Source organism: Agriterribacter humi (assembly GCF_009192765.1).
In the GTDB taxonomy this organism is placed as follows: Bacteria; Bacteroidota; Bacteroidia; order Chitinophagales; family Chitinophagaceae; genus Agriterribacter; species Agriterribacter humi.
Genome location: NZ_VOHQ01000001.1, coordinates 437,136 through 454,118, shown reverse-complemented (window position 1 = coordinate 454,118; position 16,983 = coordinate 437,136). Strand labels below are relative to the sequence as shown.

Genomic DNA, 16,983 nt, shown 5'->3' with positions numbered 1-16,983 from the left:
AGATAGTTTTGAATCTTTCATTTTCTTCTAAAGGAAACAGGGGATGAGCATGATGCCAATGGCGGGCTTATGCGTTATTGACATTAATGACGGATAAAAATCGCTTCACGATAATCATCTATTCCAGGTCTTGCTGAATCGCCTTCGAATCCATATAAATGGTTTCCCACAGGTGTCCGTCTAAATCCTGGAAGCCGTGGCCGTACATCCATCCCTGGTCCTGTTTCTGATTTGGGATTGTTGCTCCTGCTTTCAGCGCCTTGCTTACGAGTTCATCTACTTCTTCCCTGCTGTTGGCCGACAATGCCAGGATGGCTTCCGTACTTTTGGTAGCATCGGCAACTTGTTTTTTGGTAAATGTTTTAAAGAATTTTTCTACAAGCAGCATTACAAATATATCCTCACTCACAATCATGCATGCGCCCTGGTCGTTGGTATAGTGCGTATTAAAACTAAATCCCAGTTGAGTGAAAAATTTTATGGACCTGTTGAGATCTTTTACGGGTAAATTCACGAATATTTTGGTTGACATGGTTGGGTTTATTTTGGTTTGGGTATAAATAAATTCAGCGAAATCCATAGTACTTCCACAGGTAACATTGACTATTGTTTCCTGTCATTCCGTTTGCCTTGTGCTATATGCGCCATCTGTTTAATTATATTTCATTCCCGGATAACCCAACAGCCTCCGCCATAGCGCGATCTGTCCGATGCAGTTCGCTTCACGATAAGAACAAAAAGAGATGAGATCATAATAGGTCATGCTCATTCCCGGCATCATCTCAAAAGATTCATCGAGTTTTTTATCGTCTGCACTGATCAGCGCTTCTCTTAAAACAGGCGTAATGTTTTCCCAGTCTTTTTTAAATTCGGTCAGCGAAGGATAAACAACATCATCCTGTATACCCTTATTGTCTTTAAAAAGCTCATGCGCCGACTGTTTAAGATCAGCGCCCAGTATATTCGCAATTTCGTAGCGCTGTTCAACCAGGCTTCCGGTAAGCCAGGCAACATGATTGGCTTTTGTATTCAGCCGCTTATGCCTGTCTTCATCAGAAAGTCCTTCAATGGCATTCGCGAAAAAAGTTGTCTGCATATCATACAACACAACAATAGAAAACATCCGGTTGCTGACTGTTTTTGTTTCCATATTTTTAATTTGTTTGTTACCTGGTTATTCTATTGTTCCAGCATTGGTTTTTTTAGGATCACCTGTTGCGGCGCTCCATTCGGGGTTCTGTTCACTATTGTTCAATGCACCTGCCAGCATTGATTGGAAAATTCAATATAGTACGACAAACCTAATACCATTAAATGGTTTTGTTAGGGTATAAATACGGCAATTTAAGGGGTTGGCTGCGACAGACATTTACCTGGTATTCTATTGTTGGTGGTACTTAGCTGCATAGCCCACTCACACCATGTAACAATAACAGTGCTGCGCGGCACACTAACACATGATCAAAAACGTATCGGCCGGACTAGCAGGCGACCCAACCTTCATTAATGTTCAATGAGAAGCAAAAGTGTGTAAGCCCAATCCTGGCGAAGCGGCATTTTATTTCCCCAAAAGCTAAACATTATCCGTACTGCAATTGCAGTGCGGATAACGGAGAATGGGCTTTTTTTTTAAAGGGCTAACTACTATCGCCTGTTCTCGCATCAGCTTGCGGTAATATTCCGCGGTGGTTATTCTATTGGTATACGTTGCGCATTTTCCGAAAGCCAGGTTTCAAACGATTTTAATTCAGGATTTAGTTCCCTTGAAAATTTTACATCGCGAACGCCGTTGCACACTTCATCAAAATCGCGGTAAAATTGAAACATATTTCCCAGGTCGTCTGCTCCCGGAAAACCAAATCCACGGTAGGTTTCGGGGGTTACATTGTTGTAGCCAACTTCCTGCCCCAAAGCTTTTGTAAGGGCTTCGGCCATTTCTTTGCCGGTAAGCTGTTCGCCGGCAATACCAACCGTTTTACCCAGCAAAGATTTTCCTTTCTTAAAAATGCCATAGGCGCATTTCCCAATATCTTCAGATGCAATGCCCGCCATTTTTTTGTCATCCATTGGAAACGTAATATACAGTTTACCATCTGGTCCTTTTTTAGGACCACTGCCAAAATAAATTAAGTTATCCCAGTAAAAAGAGGCTCTCATAAAAGTAACCGGAAGGCCTTTGTCTGTAAACAACTGGTCGGCTTCGCCTTTGGCGTCAAAATGCGGTACTTTATATTTGCCATGCAGGGTGGGCATTCTGTCATCATTCAGCGGAACCCATTTTCGGGTGTCTTCCAGCGTTGACCATATTAAATGTTTTAAGCCGGCGGCATTAGCGGCATTAGCAAAATTTTTTGCCTGCTCATATTCTTTTTCAGGCGAAAAATGATCCCAGAAAAAAGTTACAAAATAAGCGCCGTAAGCACCCTGTAACGCCCCTGTAACGCTATCTATATCATCAATATCGGCAGCCACTACTTCCGCCCCCAATGCGGCGAGAGCTTTGGCCTTATCGGAACTGGGATCTCTTGTTACAGCCCTAACGGCGAATTCACTATTTTTATCGTTTAGTATGGCGTAAGCAAGTCCGCCACCCTGCGCGCCGGTTGCTCCAAATACAACAATGATTTTTTTAGGCATAAAAAATATTTGCTTTAAAGTTACAGCGCAAATAATGCAATGTTCTTTTTTTAGGCGATTTATATTCTGGGGTATCTACTTTAAAGTGATATAATTTTTTTGCATGTGGGCCATTCCGGACTAAAACAAAGCCTGCAGATGGGTCATTTTTTAAATTTATCACAGCTACAAATTATCTTGCTTTCCGGCATCTTTATGCAGTTATATCGCAAATTATGGCTTGAATTTGGTAGCAAATTTGCAGTCAGTATTCTTTTGATATAAACAAATATTATGACCGATGCCATTTTTAGCGAAGCATTTGTAAAAGAACTGGAAGCAGAAGTTACCGCCACCCGTAAATGTTTAGAGAGGATCCCTGAAAGTTTATTTGACTGGAAGCCCCACGAAAAATCTATGACCATGGGTTACCTGGCTTTGCTGGTGGCGGAAATTCCTAAATGGATCACACATATGATCGAGAAATCTGAAATTGATTTTGCCAGTTTTGAACATTTTAAACCAACAAACGCGGCTGAGCTGGTAGCGCATTTTGATGAAAATGTGAAGGGCGCAAAAAAAGCATTAAGTCTTATTAAAGAAGGGGAACTTGCCGAACCCTTCTCTCTTAAAAACCAGGGAAAGCTGCTTTACAGTTCTCCTAAAAAGGAAAATATCGAATCAACGATTAATCATATGGTTCATCATCGCGGGCAATTAACGGTATACATGCGCCTGAATAATATACCTGTGCCTGCTATTTACGGTCCTTCGGCAGATGACAGAGGGTTTTAGACCATATATCCATACCTTCCTTTAAGCAGGCACCGGCTTTAAAAAGGAACCCAAACTTTTGAATTTGTAACCGTTTTACAGGGAAATTATCAATTTCCCTTTTTGCCGTATCTGCAAACCAACCACATACCTTTGATAAATCTTTACCCCTCTGTTTTTTTAACAAGGGTAAAAATTTAGGGTTGCTGCGCAACCTTTGCTCAGCAAACCCCGTAATTAATAGCAATAAAGTTTACCGCGGTTTGGAACAATTGTTATATCTGATAAAGGGCTGTGCTGCCAATGATGCGAAATGTCAGAAGGTTTTTTACGAAAAATACCTGGGATTTGCATTGAAAACGGTATACCGTTATCTCAGTTCCTATGAAGCCGCCGCTGAAGTTACGAATGATGCTTTCATAAAGATATTCCGGGCTTTCGGCAAATTTGAATACCAGCATGCTGCTAATGTGGAAAGCTTATTGATGGCCTGGATGCGCAGGATAATAGTTAATACGGCTATAGACCATATACGTGTAAACCAGGCACAAAAAAAGTATCAACCTATAACAGAAGATGCGTGGAACGGTCATGAAGCGGAAGTAAGATCGGATGAGCAGTTGCTGTATAAAGAAATCATTGAACTGATAAGAAAGTTGAGTCCCTCATACAGGGCCGTGTTCAATATGTATGTAATTGACGGTTATTCGCACCAGGAAATCGGGAAGATACTGGGCATATCTGTTGGTACATCAAAATCGAACCTTGCCAGGGCCAGGGCGTTTCTGCAAAAATACCTTGTAAAAGATAATAAGGATAATGTGTTATGTTTTACCTGAAGAACGATGATATGGAAGAGGTTTTCCGTAAAGCTGCGGAAAACTATGAGGTGGATACCCAAAAGGCGTCTGACTGGGAAGGGGTGCATGCCACTTTACATGGCGGGCAAAACTTACCGGAAGCGGGCAAAAAGAAGAAACGCCGGTTTATTTTCTGGTGGTTCCTGTTGTTCCCTGCCGGGTGGATGGCGCATAACACCTGGGAAAAAAACTTTAATAAACGCCCGGTAAAAAATGCAGGTGAAGTTACTTACCAGCAGCCCGGCGCCATTAAGATGCAGCCTGCTGGTGCAGCGCATGACATTGATTTTACAGGCGCAAATAAAACAAAATCAGGCAGCAGTTCCGTCCATGACCAAGCCAATAGCAGTTCTTTGATAAGAGATGTAAACAAAACCGGCGATTTGCATTTGGGCCATAACGTTAGTAAAAAGCGGAACAATGCACTATCAAAAAATGATCCTGAAAATCAATATACCCGTTATAAAAGGGCAAACGCCGCACCTTTACCTTATGTTAATGGAAGTTCACAGCATGAAGCCAGTTACAAGGGCAAGTTGGGAAATATGCAGGACAAAGCAGGAGAGTCATTAAGGGGTTTGTCGTATGCACCTGCTTTGCTCCTGCAAAAAATTGGCATGAGGAGCATGGTATTGCCCGCGCTAACAGTGGAACAATATATAATGCAAAGCAGCACGGTTCAACAGGATCCGCTGCCACGGGAACAAACAAAACCGGTTTCACCTTTAACCAAAAACCGGTATTTCTATGTGCAGGCACTACTATCTCCCGATATAAGTACGGTTAAGTTTCAAAAAATATCGGGTTTAGGATATGGTGCGGGGTTATTGTTCGGCTACCGGATCAATAAACGGTGGAATGTGGAAGCCGGGGCATTATGGGAAAAGAAATTATACTATACTAAAGGTGAATATTTTGATAAATCTAAACTGGGTCAATACTGGAACAATGCAGAAATTTATTCGGTTGACGGGAATTGCCATATGATCACTATACCGGTTAATATACGCTATAATTTCAGTACCGGTAAAAGGAACGACTGGTTCATTACGGGCGGCATGTCTTCTTATTTGATGAACAAAGAATATTACGATTACACGTATGAATACTATGGAGATGTACATACAAAAGGGTATACATACAAAGAAAATTCACAAGCCTGGATGGCAGCTATAAACCTGGGGCTGGGGTATGAACGAAGGATCGGGAAATCCTTTCAGTTTCGTGTAGAGCCTTATTTCAGGTTGCCTGTTTCCGGTATGGGCAAGGGTAATCTTTCACTAAACAGTGGTGGTATATTTATAGGTATCGGAAAAAAATTCCATTAACCATAGCAATAGCATTGAAGTATATGCGAAAAAAAATAATTCTTTTTTTGGCAGTGGTAGCCGTATGCCTGGCAGTTGCCTGGTACTGGTACAATAAGCCCCGGGAAGGCATAGCCGGTAAAGACACACAACTGACTATCAGCGCCGCGCTTTTGTATGAAGGTTATAGTACCGATGAGACTGCGGCGAATGAAAAGTTTTTAAACAAAGTAGTTGAAGTTAAAGGAAAGGTGGATGATATTATCCTTAATGGCAATGATGCAGTGTTAATACTGGGTATGCAGCCGGAGGGAGGAGGTATAAGTTGTTTTTTTTCACCGGCATCAGCATTAGAGTCGAATCATGTAAAAAAAGGGATGGAAATAGTGGTGAAAGGAAAATGCACAGGCTTTAACATGGATGTTAACTTAACCGATTGCATCATCATTTTATAAAATCTTAAGCGTATGATCCGTAGTCTTCTATATATATGGGCTCTGATTCTTTTTATTTCAGCTTTGGGTAGCTGTTCCAAAGCATCCGAAGATATGTTGATGACAGTACAGCAATGCGATACCAGCGGCATGAAATACAATGCAGATATTTTACCCATTATTACAACCAATTGTTATTCCTGTCATGCCAATGGTATCGTAAATGGTAATGTTAGTTTAGATGGATATGCTAATCTTAAAACGCAGGCCGATAACGGCAACCTCGTAGGGGTAATTACCCACGCCAGCGGCTATCCTCCGATGCCAGATAACGGAGGCAAGCTCTCTGACTGCGAGATCAATAAAATAAAAGCGTGGATAGTGGCAGGAGCGAAGCAGGATTAGAGACAGGTTGCAGGTTACAGGACAAGTTACAAGTTGCAGGTTGCAGGGTGTCCATCCCTGATGAAGGAAGAGAATCAACCAACCAATCAGCAAATCAACCAATTATGAAGAAATCTGTATTACTTATTGCGTGCTGCGGACTTATAATTTCGGCGGCATCAGCACAGGTGTATATCACCAGGACGGGTGTGATCAATTTTTTTTCCAAAACACCAATGGAAGACATTAAGGCAGAAAATAACCAGGTATATGCCGCTATTGATCTTTCCAAAAAGACAATCGCTTTTTCCATGCTCATGAAAAGTTTTTTATTCAGGAAGGAACTGATGCAGGAGCATTTTAATGAAAATTATGTAGAAAGCGACAGGCATCCCAAATCTACTTTTAAAGGAACATTTACCGGCGATGTTGATCCGCAGAAACCAGGAGTATACAATGTTCAGGCGCAGGGTGTGCTTACATTACATGGTGTGGAAAAATCTGTTAATACTCCGGCAACTATTGAGATTACCGGGGATGGTTTAACGGGAACGGCCCGTTTTAATCTTTTGCCGCAGGATTTTGATATCGAAATCCCGGGTATTGTAAGAGACAAGATTGCCAAACAAATTGATGTGCAGGTAAAAATTGACTGCAAACCTGTAAAATGAATCGTATGAAATATTATGCATTGTTTTTCTTTTTATGCACTGGCTTCGGTAAGATCGCAATGGCGCAGGATTCCAGTTTGCTGAATATGCTGGAAGATTCCATGATGGTGAATAAACAGGGCGGCCATGTTACCGGAACATTCAAGGCCACGCATATCATTAATACACACTCTGTGGAAACACCGGCCAAAGGAGTGCTGTTGTTTATGATCATGCATCGTTTTGGAAAAATAAATGAAGGCGCATACGAATTTTTCGGATTAGACAATGCTACCATGCGTATGGGATTTGACTATGGATTAACCGATGAACTAACGGTGGGCATTGGCCGAAGTACATTTCAGAAAACTTATGACGGATATTTAAAAGGTAAGCTATTGCGTCAATCAGAAGGCCCCGGAGGGCGTATTCCGCTTTCGGTTACCGCGCTGGCAGGTATAGCTTATACTTCGTTAAGGTATACTGATAAACCGTATCTCAATGCCAGATACCGCACCAATTATACTTTGCAATTGCTGGTAGCTAGGAAGTTGAACAGGAATTTGTCAATACAATTATCTCCGGCTTACCTCCATTATAACCTGGTGCCAACGGTAGCCGATAAAAATGATGTATTTGTATTGGGCATAGGAGGTAGAATGAAGATCACCAAACGTTCAAGCATAAATGTAGAGTATAATTACCTGCCGGATAACCAGGTCAATTCATTTAAAGTGTACAATTCATTTTCGGCCGGCTTTGATATTGAAACGGGGGGACATGTTTTCCAGGTGCATGTTACCAATTCGCAGGGTATGGTGGAACCTTTGTTCCTTGGACGTACCACCGGAAGCTGGGGCAAGGGTGATATTTATTTTGGCTTCAATATTTCACGTGCTTTCAATCTTGCTAAAAAACGTTAATTGTTCATCATAAAAAAAATATATGGAACGCAGGGATTTTCTTCATGACATCAGCCAGGCAACCGTAGCCATATGCGCGGGAAGTTTATTAGCGGCCTGTTCCAAATCTTCAGATAATAATGTTACACCTCCTCCACCCGGCGGCGGAAATGCTTTGATTACAGCCAATCTTAATTCGGAACTTACTTCAGTAGGAAGTTCAAAAACCGGCGGCAGTGTAATTGTTATCAGAACGGCAGCAGGCAATGTGCCGGCTTCTTTTGTGGCATTAAGCCTTATTTGCACACATATGCAGTGCACCGTAAATTACGATGCCGGCGCCAGCGGATTCAAATGCCCCTGTCATGGCAGTGAGTATAATCTCAGCGGAGCTGTAACCCAGGGACCAGCTCCATCATCGTTGAAAAAGTATACCGTTGCGGTTAATAACAATACCCTGACGGTTAGTTAAGGTGCAGGGTACAGGTTGCAAGGTGCAAGTTGTAGGGTACAAGTTGCAGGGTACAAGGCATAAGGTGCAAATTGCTGCAGGTTATGACACCATAGCGGTCTTTGCCCGCCCGAATGGCGTTCAGTCGGGCGAAAAATTTTGTATTTCTTTTGCGGTTATATTTTTTACCGCAAACCTGCTTGCCGGCAGGCAGGGAGCACTAAGAAAAAACGCAAAGAATACAAAGTCTGCCGTGCGCCAGCGCTGAAGCCAGAATGATTCGATTCAGCAATAAGCTGAATGGGAGTTCACTTTTAGATATTTAAGAACTGTGATTATTCAAACAGACCTTCTCAATGATTCGCAAAGGCTTATTCCCCTTTCTCCAAAACTTCAAACTGCCTTGTAATCCGTTCGCCCGTTTCGTCTACAATTGTTAAAAAATGTTTGCCTGGTTTGGGATCCAAAGCCATTTGATGAAAATGGACTGTAGTTCCGATATATTCATCGTCTAAGTGCCAGAAAATTTTTGCATCCTTTTTTTGATGGGCGGCTGTAAACACGGTTCGGCCTTTTTCTCCGGTTATCTCACGGGGAACATAAATTTTGGCATAAGGTTCCGGGTAAATAAGCGCCATTGGTTTACGCATTTCCAAAACAGCGCAACCCGGCAGGTATGGGGGCAGCGTCCGGTAATCCAAATGTTTTCTTTTGTAATACCATTCTATGGCGGGTGGTAACACAAACCAGTTTTTATGTACCATAGATGAAGGAGCCGAGCAATTTTCGGTTACCCGGTATTGTTGGGTTACATCTAAGTGAATGATGGTGTGATAGGGGCAAAGCGGGACATTTATGCTATTGGGTGAAACCTTTATCGTATCAATATCACCGCAATTAATATTGGCCCGGAACCCGCTTTGACGGCACATGGCAATATTTGTATATTGTAATCCGGGTTCAGCAAACCATGGCGATGATGGCAGGGCACGCACTATATCAAACATGATGGGCGCTGCAGCCTGCACACCAATGAGCCCGGGCCTTCCTTCTCCGTTACCATTACCTGCCCATACGGCAATTACGTAACGTGGCGTTACCCCAATAGCCCATGCATCCCTGAAGCCGAAGCTGGTGCCGGTTTTCCATGCTACCCGCTGCGATGAACTGAACTGTTTCCACAATCCCTCTTCTCCCGGGCGCATTACTTCCTCCATTGCATGAAACATATACCAGGCAGATAGGGGATCTATAAAGTTGAGGGTTGGCTGGTTGGTTGGCTGAGTAGTTGATTGGTTGATTGGTTGGCTGGTAGCGGAAAGATAATAGGGCGCATGAAAATCCTTTGCCAGTACTTTTCCATTATTTCTTTTTGCATGATTGAGCACTCTGGCCATTCCGGCATATACGCCTGCTAAATCCCATAGTGTCACTTCACAGCCGCCCAATATAAGCGATAGTCCGTAATGATCTGCCGGCTGGTTTAAAGTAGTGATGCCTGTTCTTTTCAGCAAATCATAAAACCGGGAATATTTATAGTCACGCAACATGCGTACTGCGGGCACATTTAGTGATCTTGATAAGGCACGGGACGCCGAAACTGCACCATTGTAATCGCGGTCGAAATTTTGAGGAGTATATCCACCGATCTGTGTGGGAATATCAGGCACTAAAGTATGGGGTAGCAACAATCCATTGGTAAGCATGCCGGCATATAATAAAGGTTTTAAGGCGCTGCCCGGGCTCCTGGCCGATGTAATGATATCAACATGGCTTTGCAGTTCAGGATTTTCGGGATGATAGGCATTGCCCACGTATGCTAGGGTTTTACCGGTTTCAACTTCCAGCACTAATGCACAGGCGTTGTTAATACCATTGCCTTTTAAAAAACGATGGTGCTGCTCAACAATTTGGCTAACCGTGTTTTGCAGGTTGCGGTTAATCGTGGTTTGAACACGGGTATAATCGCCCGGGGCAGCTTCTTTTTTAAAGCGCTGCAATAAATGGGGCGCCAGTTGAGGCAGAGGCTTAGGTTCATCCGGCAAAGGCTCCAGTTTCGCCAATTCACAAGTGGTACTGTCTATTTTTTCCTGTTCTTTCAATCTGTCGAGTAAACGATTTCTTTTTCTTAATAATACCTGCCTGTTTTTTCCCGGATGCACCAATGCCGGAGCGTTGGGCAATACAGCCAGCATTGCCATCTCGCCCCAACTAAGCTTATCCGCACTTCTTCCATAATACCGCCATGCTGCCGCATCCAGTCCTATTATATTACTGCCAAAGGGTGCATTAGATGCATACAATGCAAGGATGTCATTTTTGGAACGGGCTATTTCAAGGCGTACGGCTAAAATACCCTCGATCAGCTTTTGGAAAATATTCCTGTTTTCATTACGTGATAAGCGGATCACCTGCATGGTAATGGTACTGCCACCGCTCACTATTTTGGAAGAGCGTACATTTTGCCGTATAGCCCTTAATATAGCTAAAGGATCAATGCCGGGATGGTGGTTGAAACGCCTGTCTTCAAAACTTATAATGCATTGCCTGAATTTTTCCGGCACGTTTTCATTGTAAGGGAAACGCCATTGCCCGTCGGCAGTAATGCTTGCGCCCAACAATTCACCCTGTGCATCTTCAATAACATAAGAAGTGGGCGAATGAAACAGGGGATCAGGTAAACAAATCCAAAACCATAGCAATCCGGCAATAGCAATAACCCCAATAATTTTGGTTTTTCTTTTCAGTTTGCGGATCCGTTGATATATGGAAGAGAAAAACAGGTTCATTTAAAAATATATCATCCAACCTTTAATTGAGTATTAACAATAAATCACAAATCTGTATTAACAATAAACAATAAACAATAAACCAAAAACTATAAATTGTATTTACAATCTCAAATCATAAGTCACTTTACTTCCACCCACTTCCCTTTTACCCCCGCACTGATGGTATTGTCGTACATGGCTTCACAATAACCTCCCGGTAAAAAATATTTCCCCAGGTAAGCCGCGTTCAGCATTACATAATATGTATTTGTTTCGCCTTCTTTAATGTCAAAGTGCGTATATACTCTGTCATCGCGAATATCCTGGTAATTGAATGGAGAAGGTTTAAAACTTCCTTCATTATCCAGCATCCGTGTATTCAGTATTTCCCACCCGCCGGGAAAAATTTGTGAAAGCGTCATATTGTTGTACCTACCCCGTATACCCGGATTACGAATACTTACTTTAGCAACAAAATCAGTTCCCTGTTCTATAGCTTCGATATTCAGCGGGCTGCCGTTTAGATTAAGGTAGCTTACATGCATTGACAATACATCAGCATTGTTATTTACTGCTATATCTTCCCCGGTAACCGGCTGTCCCTGCGTGATCAGCCGTGCATATAAAACGTTCGTTCCTTTATTGGTAACGGTTATTTTTTTATTGATGTCTGTAACACTTACAGGTGTTTGTGTAATATAGGAGTGTGAATTGATATTTACAGTTTTACCGTTTACACTGGCAGTTGCCACTATTTTTTCTCCACTGACGTTTGTTCCGCAATAAGCGGCAATGGCTATCAGGCTATAGGCCGTGGTTTGTGTGCTGTACCAGCTTTCGGTTGCCAACTGCGCCAAAACAAATTGCAATACAGCAGCTGCTTCTTTCCGCTTACCCATTAATGTTAGTGTTTCCAAAACCATCGCTTCATCGCGCAAGCCGGAGCCATATGTATTGCCTGGCGATTTGCGTTGTTCGAAGCGGGTTGGTAAACCCATGATTAGCGCTGTGGCAACTTTTTGCTGACCTGCCAGTTGATATGCAGCCGCCAGCCGCCATTTGGCTTCGGGCGAAAGATATTTGAATTCTTTCAACCGGTTCATGGCGCCCAGCTCAGGCGATTTGGCTAAAGCCAGAAGGTATAAACGATAGGATTGTGTAAGATCACCGCCGTAAAAATTAGTGGTAGATGGTGACCACCTGTTGGCTTTGCCGCGTTGATAAGTAAGCCACTTTTGCAGCATATCTACCGGTACAATATATCCTTTCTCCCGTGCCTTCAGTAAAAAATGTCCGGCATAATTGGTTCCCCATTCATCACTTTCCGGCAACCCGGGCCAATAACTGAACCCGCCATCCGGAAGCTGAAAGTTTTTATAACGTTCAATACCAGAACGGATATTTCTTTCTGTTTCCGCTTTTTTGCGGTCGCTCAGATCCGTTAGCTGGCCAAGTACCAATTGCGGAAATACTGCAGAAGTAATTTGCTCAATACATCCATGCGGATATTGTATAAGGTAATCTAATCTTTTTTCGAGATTAATAGGTGGTATACTTGAAATTTCAAGTGTAGCTTTTCCGTTTTCCGGAATGCCAACAGGTTTTACTGTTTCATTCCATCGCTGACCTGCATTGAGTACAGATGAAACTACATTGGTTATTGCCGGATTAGGATTGCGCACATCTAATTCCACTTCATAATTAGCCTTTTCATTGCCACTTGTTGCCAGCAATTTCACTTTACCAATGCCTGTATTTTCTTTCACTTTTACGTCAAAATAAACCATCTTTTCACCGGGCGATGCAAAAGATACCTGTTGAAAAGCGCTGCCAACGGTTTCGAGATAAGCATTGTTTTGCAGGGTTACCGTAACATTGCGTACATTATTTTCCATCGCAAAAACTGTTACCGGCAGCTTAATGGTTTCTGTTGGGCCCAATACCCTGGGCAGCGTACCCAATAACATTAAGGGCTTCTTTACGGCTATTGTTTTTTCTGCAAATCCATAGGCGCCTTCTCCGGCGGCAACTACCATTGTTCTTACTGAACCTACATAAGGTGGCAGTTGAAAGTTGTGTGTTTGTTTTTGGCTTTTATTCAAGTGAAACGGACCGAGATATTTTACCACGGGTTTAAAACGGTTGGCTCTTCTTTCCTTTGCCCCGCCACTCGCTTCCTCGTCGCCACCAATGGTTAAAATTCGTTCCAGCCCATTGCCCCATGCGCCAATTACATTATCGAACAGGTCCCAGCTTTTTACACCAAGCGCTTCTCTTGCGTAAAGTGAAGCATGTGGATCAGGTGTTTTAAAACGGGTAAGATCAAGCAAGCCTTCGTCCACAATCGCTACGCAGTAGGTCATCGCCCTGCCTGAAATTTCAGAAACTGTAACGGAGGTTTTTTGTTCCGGGCGTATTATATCGGGCATATTGATCACCGGTTTGATCACTGTATTTTTATCTTCAATTAAAATTGGAATAACACCATACATGCGGATAGGTAAATCGTTTGCGGTTTGTGCATGGGGTTGCAGTAAACTTACATTGGCATATATGTTGGGCGCCATGCCTGCTTCAGCTTTAAATGTATAAACGGTTTGGCCTTCCTGTGTTTCGATCCAGTCTGTTTTTATAATACGGCTTCCCGATTCAATGCTGATCAACGCCCTGCCGCCCTTACTGCTTGGTATATGAAGCGTAATATCTTCATTCACATTATACTTTTCCTTGCCGGAGGTAAACGACAGCATTGCTGCCGCCGAAGGATCGGTGGCATTGCCGCGGGTTTGCCACCAGGGATCATCGAAGTATACTACCTGGCCAGTAGTGTGACCGCTGCTCCTGTCTCTTACTAAAACAAGGTAGCGGCCCCATTCGCTGCCGGGAGCAGAAAAATGCCATTTGCCCGCGCCATTGGTTAAACGAACAGTATCTTTCTGTAATAATTTATTATAGGTGTCCTGTGTAAAATTGCTGAAGCCATCGCCTGTATTATCCCACCACCAGCGCCAGCTTACCCGGTACAGCTCTACTTCCATTTGTTGCGTGCCTTTTAACGCATTGCCATTGACATCCACATTTACAATTGGCAGTTCATAGCTTTTGTCTGTTAGCAAAAAGCCCCAGGGTTTTTGTCCTTCGGGCATATTGATGCCCGCGTAGCTTTTATAAGGGCTGTAGGGTATAACCATATTATCCACGCTGAAAGCGCCGCCCGGCTCAAATACTTTTACCAGCAGGCTGGCGTTGAGCATACCCGGTGCATTCTTTATGGCGCCAAATTTTGTATTCACAGACGCAGCACCTTCTTCATTCAGCTTTCCATCGAAGATGGTTTTGGTTTCAGTAGTATATGCTGCCGTAGGATCATCAAAATGATAGGCCGGGTATTTTTTGAAAACCGTTCTCCTTGCATACAATGAGGCGTCAACCTTTGCTGCAAGGTTTCTTGCCGGCGTGCCAAAAAGCCATTGCGATTGGAGTGTGCCCAAAGTACCATCTTTACCCAATATGGGATCCTTACCAAAATCCAGGTCAATCTTCAGGCGGTTAGGCATTACCGTTTCCACCTTTAACCTTTTTTCGAATACTGCGCCGCCTACCTTAATTTTTGCCAGCCAGTTGCCTGTTGGCGAAGAGGCATCGGTGGATGCAGTAAAAAGATAAAAGCCATGTTGGCCGGAGGTTTCCACCAGGCGTTTGTATAATTGTCCCTGCGGTGTAATTAAATTAAATTCTACAGGATGATCTGCAGGCAGTTTACCCGCTTTATCTTCCATAATAAAATTGATATACATTGTATCGCCCGGACGCCATACCCCGCGTTCCCCGAAAATAAAACCTTTCAGTCCGTTTTTTACTTCCACGCCCGATACATCAAAACGGCTCAGCATAAGCGAACTGCCATCGTCTAATTTCAGGTAACCTCTTTCGTTGCCTTTTTTGGCAACCAACAAATAGGGCTTTTTCTTCAGGTCAAAATTTGCCAGTCCGTTCTTATCACTTTTGGTTTTAAAAATCACCTGCTGCTGGTAATCGAGCAGTTCCAGTTCCACATTGTTCATTGGACTGGCAGTAAGAATATCGGTTACGGCAATAAGCATGCTGTTATCGCCGGCACGCTTGGCCGTTAGCCCAATATTGGAAGCAATGATATTGCGGCTGGCCCATCTTTCTTTATTGTAATAAGAGGGGCTGCAGGGATTATCGCGCTGCTTCCAGTTATAACCGTAGGGATAATACGTGTTGTATACTTTCCAGAAATCATTATCACTATCCAATCCATCCTGATCGCCGCCGTCATACCAACCACCTGGTTCATCTTCCTCTTCACTTGTTTTATCAGCCGCGCGACAGGTATACAACGAATATTCCGGTCTGAATCCTATGGTTATGTGATATATGGCGCCGGGTTCCGCTTTCAGGTATTTGTCAATGTCTAATGAAAATTTCTGCTTACGGTGCAGGTCAAGTGTTTTATCGTTATCCAGCCGCAGCGTTTGCTGTACAACAGGAGTAGCTACCCGACGAAGATCGGATTCGCCGTCAAAATTATTGGACTGAAAAAACTGGGGAATATTATTTTCATATACTTTAATGATGCTGATATCTACGGCGCTGAGGTTAATACTTTCAAAAGGCAATACCAGCTTCCCGGAGTTGGGTAATATAACGCCGCGACCGCGAATGGTGACAGAAGGTAACCGGTTTTCAAAAAACAAGTTGGCGGAAAACGCTTTGTTTAATTTGGTGCCCCACACCGTTTGTACTCCTTCATGTACCGTAACGGTATAATTACCGTCAAAGCTGTCGGGCACATATAATTTAACTTCGCTTCCATCAATACTGTAGCTGAGATCCGTTTTGTTGCTCACGGTGATCAGCCCGTTCAGTTGCTGGTTGGTGGCGATGGCTCCGGAAAATTGTACAAGTACATAATTCTCCGTTTCCTGCACTGCCCGAACGTTCAATATTTTAAAATCACCCACTGCCGGTATTTCTACTTCCTTGCTGTCTTTTTCCTCCAATCCTAACGGAGTGCCATCCCACTGTAATTTTAAGGAAGAAGTGCTGGTGGCCCGTTTAATGTCTTCCACAGTAAAGCGATGGATACGGGTGCTTTCATTGTGTTCCCATTTTATTGCAGGCGATTTACCCCCGTACTCAACAGTCAATATTTTTTCAACTGTGGCAGACGATTCGATATCCGCAGTTTCAATTGCACCATTCAATGCCATCATTTCTTTTGAATTGCCAACTACTTTCAGCCCGGTTTCTTTTACCAGGAAGCCAGGCTTTACAGCCTGTACATTAAATGTAAAAGTTTTAAAAGCATCGGGCACATCGGTTGCCTTGTCGAGTTTGAAATTTACAGTATACAACTGTCCCGGTGTAAGGTATTCATCGGGTTTGAATTCGATGGTTCGGGCATCTACCCAATATGCTTTGCCTTTTATGGAAGGGGAAAAAAAAAATAGAGGATCTTTTAGCACTTCATTCAGTACATGAGCAGAAGGAGCTTCTGCGGCCAGGCGTATCCGTATGGCCGCCGCTTTAGAAATAACGCCCGAAGTATACCCGTCTATATATTTACTGAAAGCAGGATCAACCCCCGCTATTTTTTCTTTTTTATTACAGGCAAACAACAGCACAGAGATTAATAAAAAAGGAATATACCATTGTTTACAAAGAACGATGCAGCGCTTGATAATATTCATGATGCAGGAAAGGTTTAAACTTGCATAAAGCAAGGTAAAAATTTTATATAGTGCAAACCGCGAATTTGGTTAAGATTAAGATAAATAAACCCGGTGATTGCCAAAGGACTGTGCCGG

Annotated in this window: 13 protein-coding genes; 8 read left to right on the top strand and 5 right to left on the bottom strand. The window is 43.0% G+C overall.

Annotated features, from left to right (window positions below; all coding sequences use genetic code 11):
- Positions 1-118: 118 nt before the first annotated feature.
- The 3 genes from FRX45_RS01760 to FRX45_RS01750 form a co-directional block, all read right to left on the bottom strand.
- Positions 119-532 carry a VOC family protein gene (locus tag FRX45_RS01760; protein ID WP_152266669.1) on the bottom strand — a complete coding sequence of 138 codons (414 nt, stop codon included), beginning with the start codon at positions 530-532 and terminating at the stop codon, positions 119-121.
- Between the two features lie 120 nt (positions 533-652).
- The gene (locus FRX45_RS01755) at positions 653-1,150 is read right to left on the bottom strand and encodes a DinB family protein (RefSeq protein ID WP_152266668.1); all 498 of its coding nucleotides are present in this window, start codon (positions 1,148-1,150) and stop codon (positions 653-655) included.
- A 539-nt stretch (positions 1,151-1,689) separates the two neighbouring features.
- Complete coding sequence (locus FRX45_RS01750) at positions 1,690-2,637, bottom strand: NmrA/HSCARG family protein (RefSeq protein WP_152266667.1); 948 nt, start codon at positions 2,635-2,637, stop codon at positions 1,690-1,692.
- 273 nt (positions 2,638-2,910) lie between these two features.
- Between FRX45_RS01750 and FRX45_RS01745 the strand changes: the two genes are divergently transcribed.
- The 8 genes from FRX45_RS01745 to FRX45_RS01710 all read left to right on the top strand — a co-directional run bounded on the left by FRX45_RS01745 (position 2,911) and on the right by FRX45_RS01710 (position 8,399).
- Positions 2,911-3,411, top strand: coding sequence for a DinB family protein (locus FRX45_RS01745; RefSeq protein WP_152266666.1), 501 nt, complete (start codon positions 2,911-2,913; stop codon positions 3,409-3,411).
- A 242-nt stretch (positions 3,412-3,653) separates the two neighbouring features.
- On the top strand, positions 3,654-4,229 hold the full coding sequence (locus FRX45_RS01740; RefSeq protein ID WP_152266665.1) for an RNA polymerase sigma factor: 576 nt from the start codon (positions 3,654-3,656) through the stop codon (positions 4,227-4,229).
- Positions 4,217-5,578: an outer membrane beta-barrel protein gene (locus tag FRX45_RS01735; protein WP_152266664.1), complete on the top strand. Its 1,362-nt coding sequence runs from the start codon at positions 4,217-4,219 to the stop codon at positions 5,576-5,578. Before FRX45_RS01740 ends, FRX45_RS01735 begins: the two co-directional genes overlap by 13 nt.
- A 23-nt stretch (positions 5,579-5,601) precedes the next feature.
- Positions 5,602-6,012, top strand: a complete 411-nt coding sequence (locus tag FRX45_RS01730) for an OB-fold protein (RefSeq protein WP_152266663.1) — start codon at positions 5,602-5,604, stop codon at positions 6,010-6,012.
- Between the two features lie 12 nt (positions 6,013-6,024).
- Entirely contained in the window at positions 6,025-6,396 is a 372-nt protein-coding gene (locus FRX45_RS01725) for a c-type cytochrome (protein ID WP_152266662.1), read from the top strand.
- A gap of 104 nt (positions 6,397-6,500) precedes the next feature.
- Entirely contained in the window at positions 6,501-7,046 is a 546-nt protein-coding gene (locus FRX45_RS01720; RefSeq protein WP_152266661.1) for a YceI family protein, read from the top strand.
- 5 nt (positions 7,047-7,051) lie between these two features.
- On the top strand, positions 7,052-7,948 hold the full coding sequence (locus FRX45_RS01715; RefSeq protein WP_152266660.1) for a DUF5777 family beta-barrel protein: 897 nt from the start codon (positions 7,052-7,054) through the stop codon (positions 7,946-7,948).
- Between the two features lie 22 nt (positions 7,949-7,970).
- Positions 7,971-8,399 (top strand): QcrA and Rieske domain-containing protein, encoded by a 429-nt coding sequence (locus tag FRX45_RS01710; protein ID WP_152266659.1) that lies wholly within the window; start codon positions 7,971-7,973, stop codon positions 8,397-8,399.
- A 350-nt stretch (positions 8,400-8,749) separates the two neighbouring features.
- On the opposite strand, the gene pbpC is transcribed toward FRX45_RS01710, so the two are convergent.
- Together pbpC and FRX45_RS01700 are read right to left on the bottom strand one after the other, a co-directional pair.
- The gene (pbpC, locus tag FRX45_RS01705) at positions 8,750-11,167 is read right to left on the bottom strand and encodes a penicillin-binding protein 1C (protein WP_152266658.1); all 2,418 of its coding nucleotides are present in this window, start codon (positions 11,165-11,167) and stop codon (positions 8,750-8,752) included.
- 122 nt (positions 11,168-11,289) lie between these two features.
- Positions 11,290-16,866, bottom strand: coding sequence for an alpha-2-macroglobulin family protein (locus tag FRX45_RS01700; protein ID WP_152266657.1), 5,577 nt, complete (start codon positions 16,864-16,866; stop codon positions 11,290-11,292).
- Positions 16,867-16,983: the final 117 nt, after the last annotated feature.

What these genes read in the sequence shown, in the direction of transcription:
- FRX45_RS01710 (WP_152266659.1), top strand. Translation starts at nt 7,971, where the DNA reads ATGGAACGCAGGGATTTTCTTCATGACATCAGCCAGGCAACCGTAGCC.
- FRX45_RS01760 (WP_152266669.1), bottom strand. Translation starts at nt 532, where the DNA reads ATGTCAACCAAAATATTCGTGAATTTACCCGTAAAAGATCTCAACAGG.
- FRX45_RS01720 (WP_152266661.1), top strand. Translation starts at nt 6,501, where the DNA reads ATGAAGAAATCTGTATTACTTATTGCGTGCTGCGGACTTATAATTTCG.
- FRX45_RS01700 (WP_152266657.1), bottom strand. Translation starts at nt 16,866, where the DNA reads ATGAATATTATCAAGCGCTGCATCGTTCTTTGTAAACAATGGTATATT.
- FRX45_RS01730 (WP_152266663.1), top strand. Translation starts at nt 5,602, where the DNA reads ATGCGAAAAAAAATAATTCTTTTTTTGGCAGTGGTAGCCGTATGCCTG.
- FRX45_RS01750 (WP_152266667.1), bottom strand. Translation starts at nt 2,637, where the DNA reads ATGCCTAAAAAAATCATTGTTGTATTTGGAGCAACCGGCGCGCAGGGT.
- FRX45_RS01755 (WP_152266668.1), bottom strand. Translation starts at nt 1,150, where the DNA reads ATGGAAACAAAAACAGTCAGCAACCGGATGTTTTCTATTGTTGTGTTG.
- FRX45_RS01725 (WP_152266662.1), top strand. Translation starts at nt 6,025, where the DNA reads ATGATCCGTAGTCTTCTATATATATGGGCTCTGATTCTTTTTATTTCA.
- FRX45_RS01735 (WP_152266664.1), top strand. Translation starts at nt 4,217, where the DNA reads ATGTTTTACCTGAAGAACGATGATATGGAAGAGGTTTTCCGTAAAGCT.
- pbpC (WP_152266658.1), bottom strand. Translation starts at nt 11,167, where the DNA reads ATGAACCTGTTTTTCTCTTCCATATATCAACGGATCCGCAAACTGAAA.
- FRX45_RS01715 (WP_152266660.1), top strand. Translation starts at nt 7,052, where the DNA reads ATGAAATATTATGCATTGTTTTTCTTTTTATGCACTGGCTTCGGTAAG.
- FRX45_RS01745 (WP_152266666.1), top strand. Translation starts at nt 2,911, where the DNA reads ATGACCGATGCCATTTTTAGCGAAGCATTTGTAAAAGAACTGGAAGCA.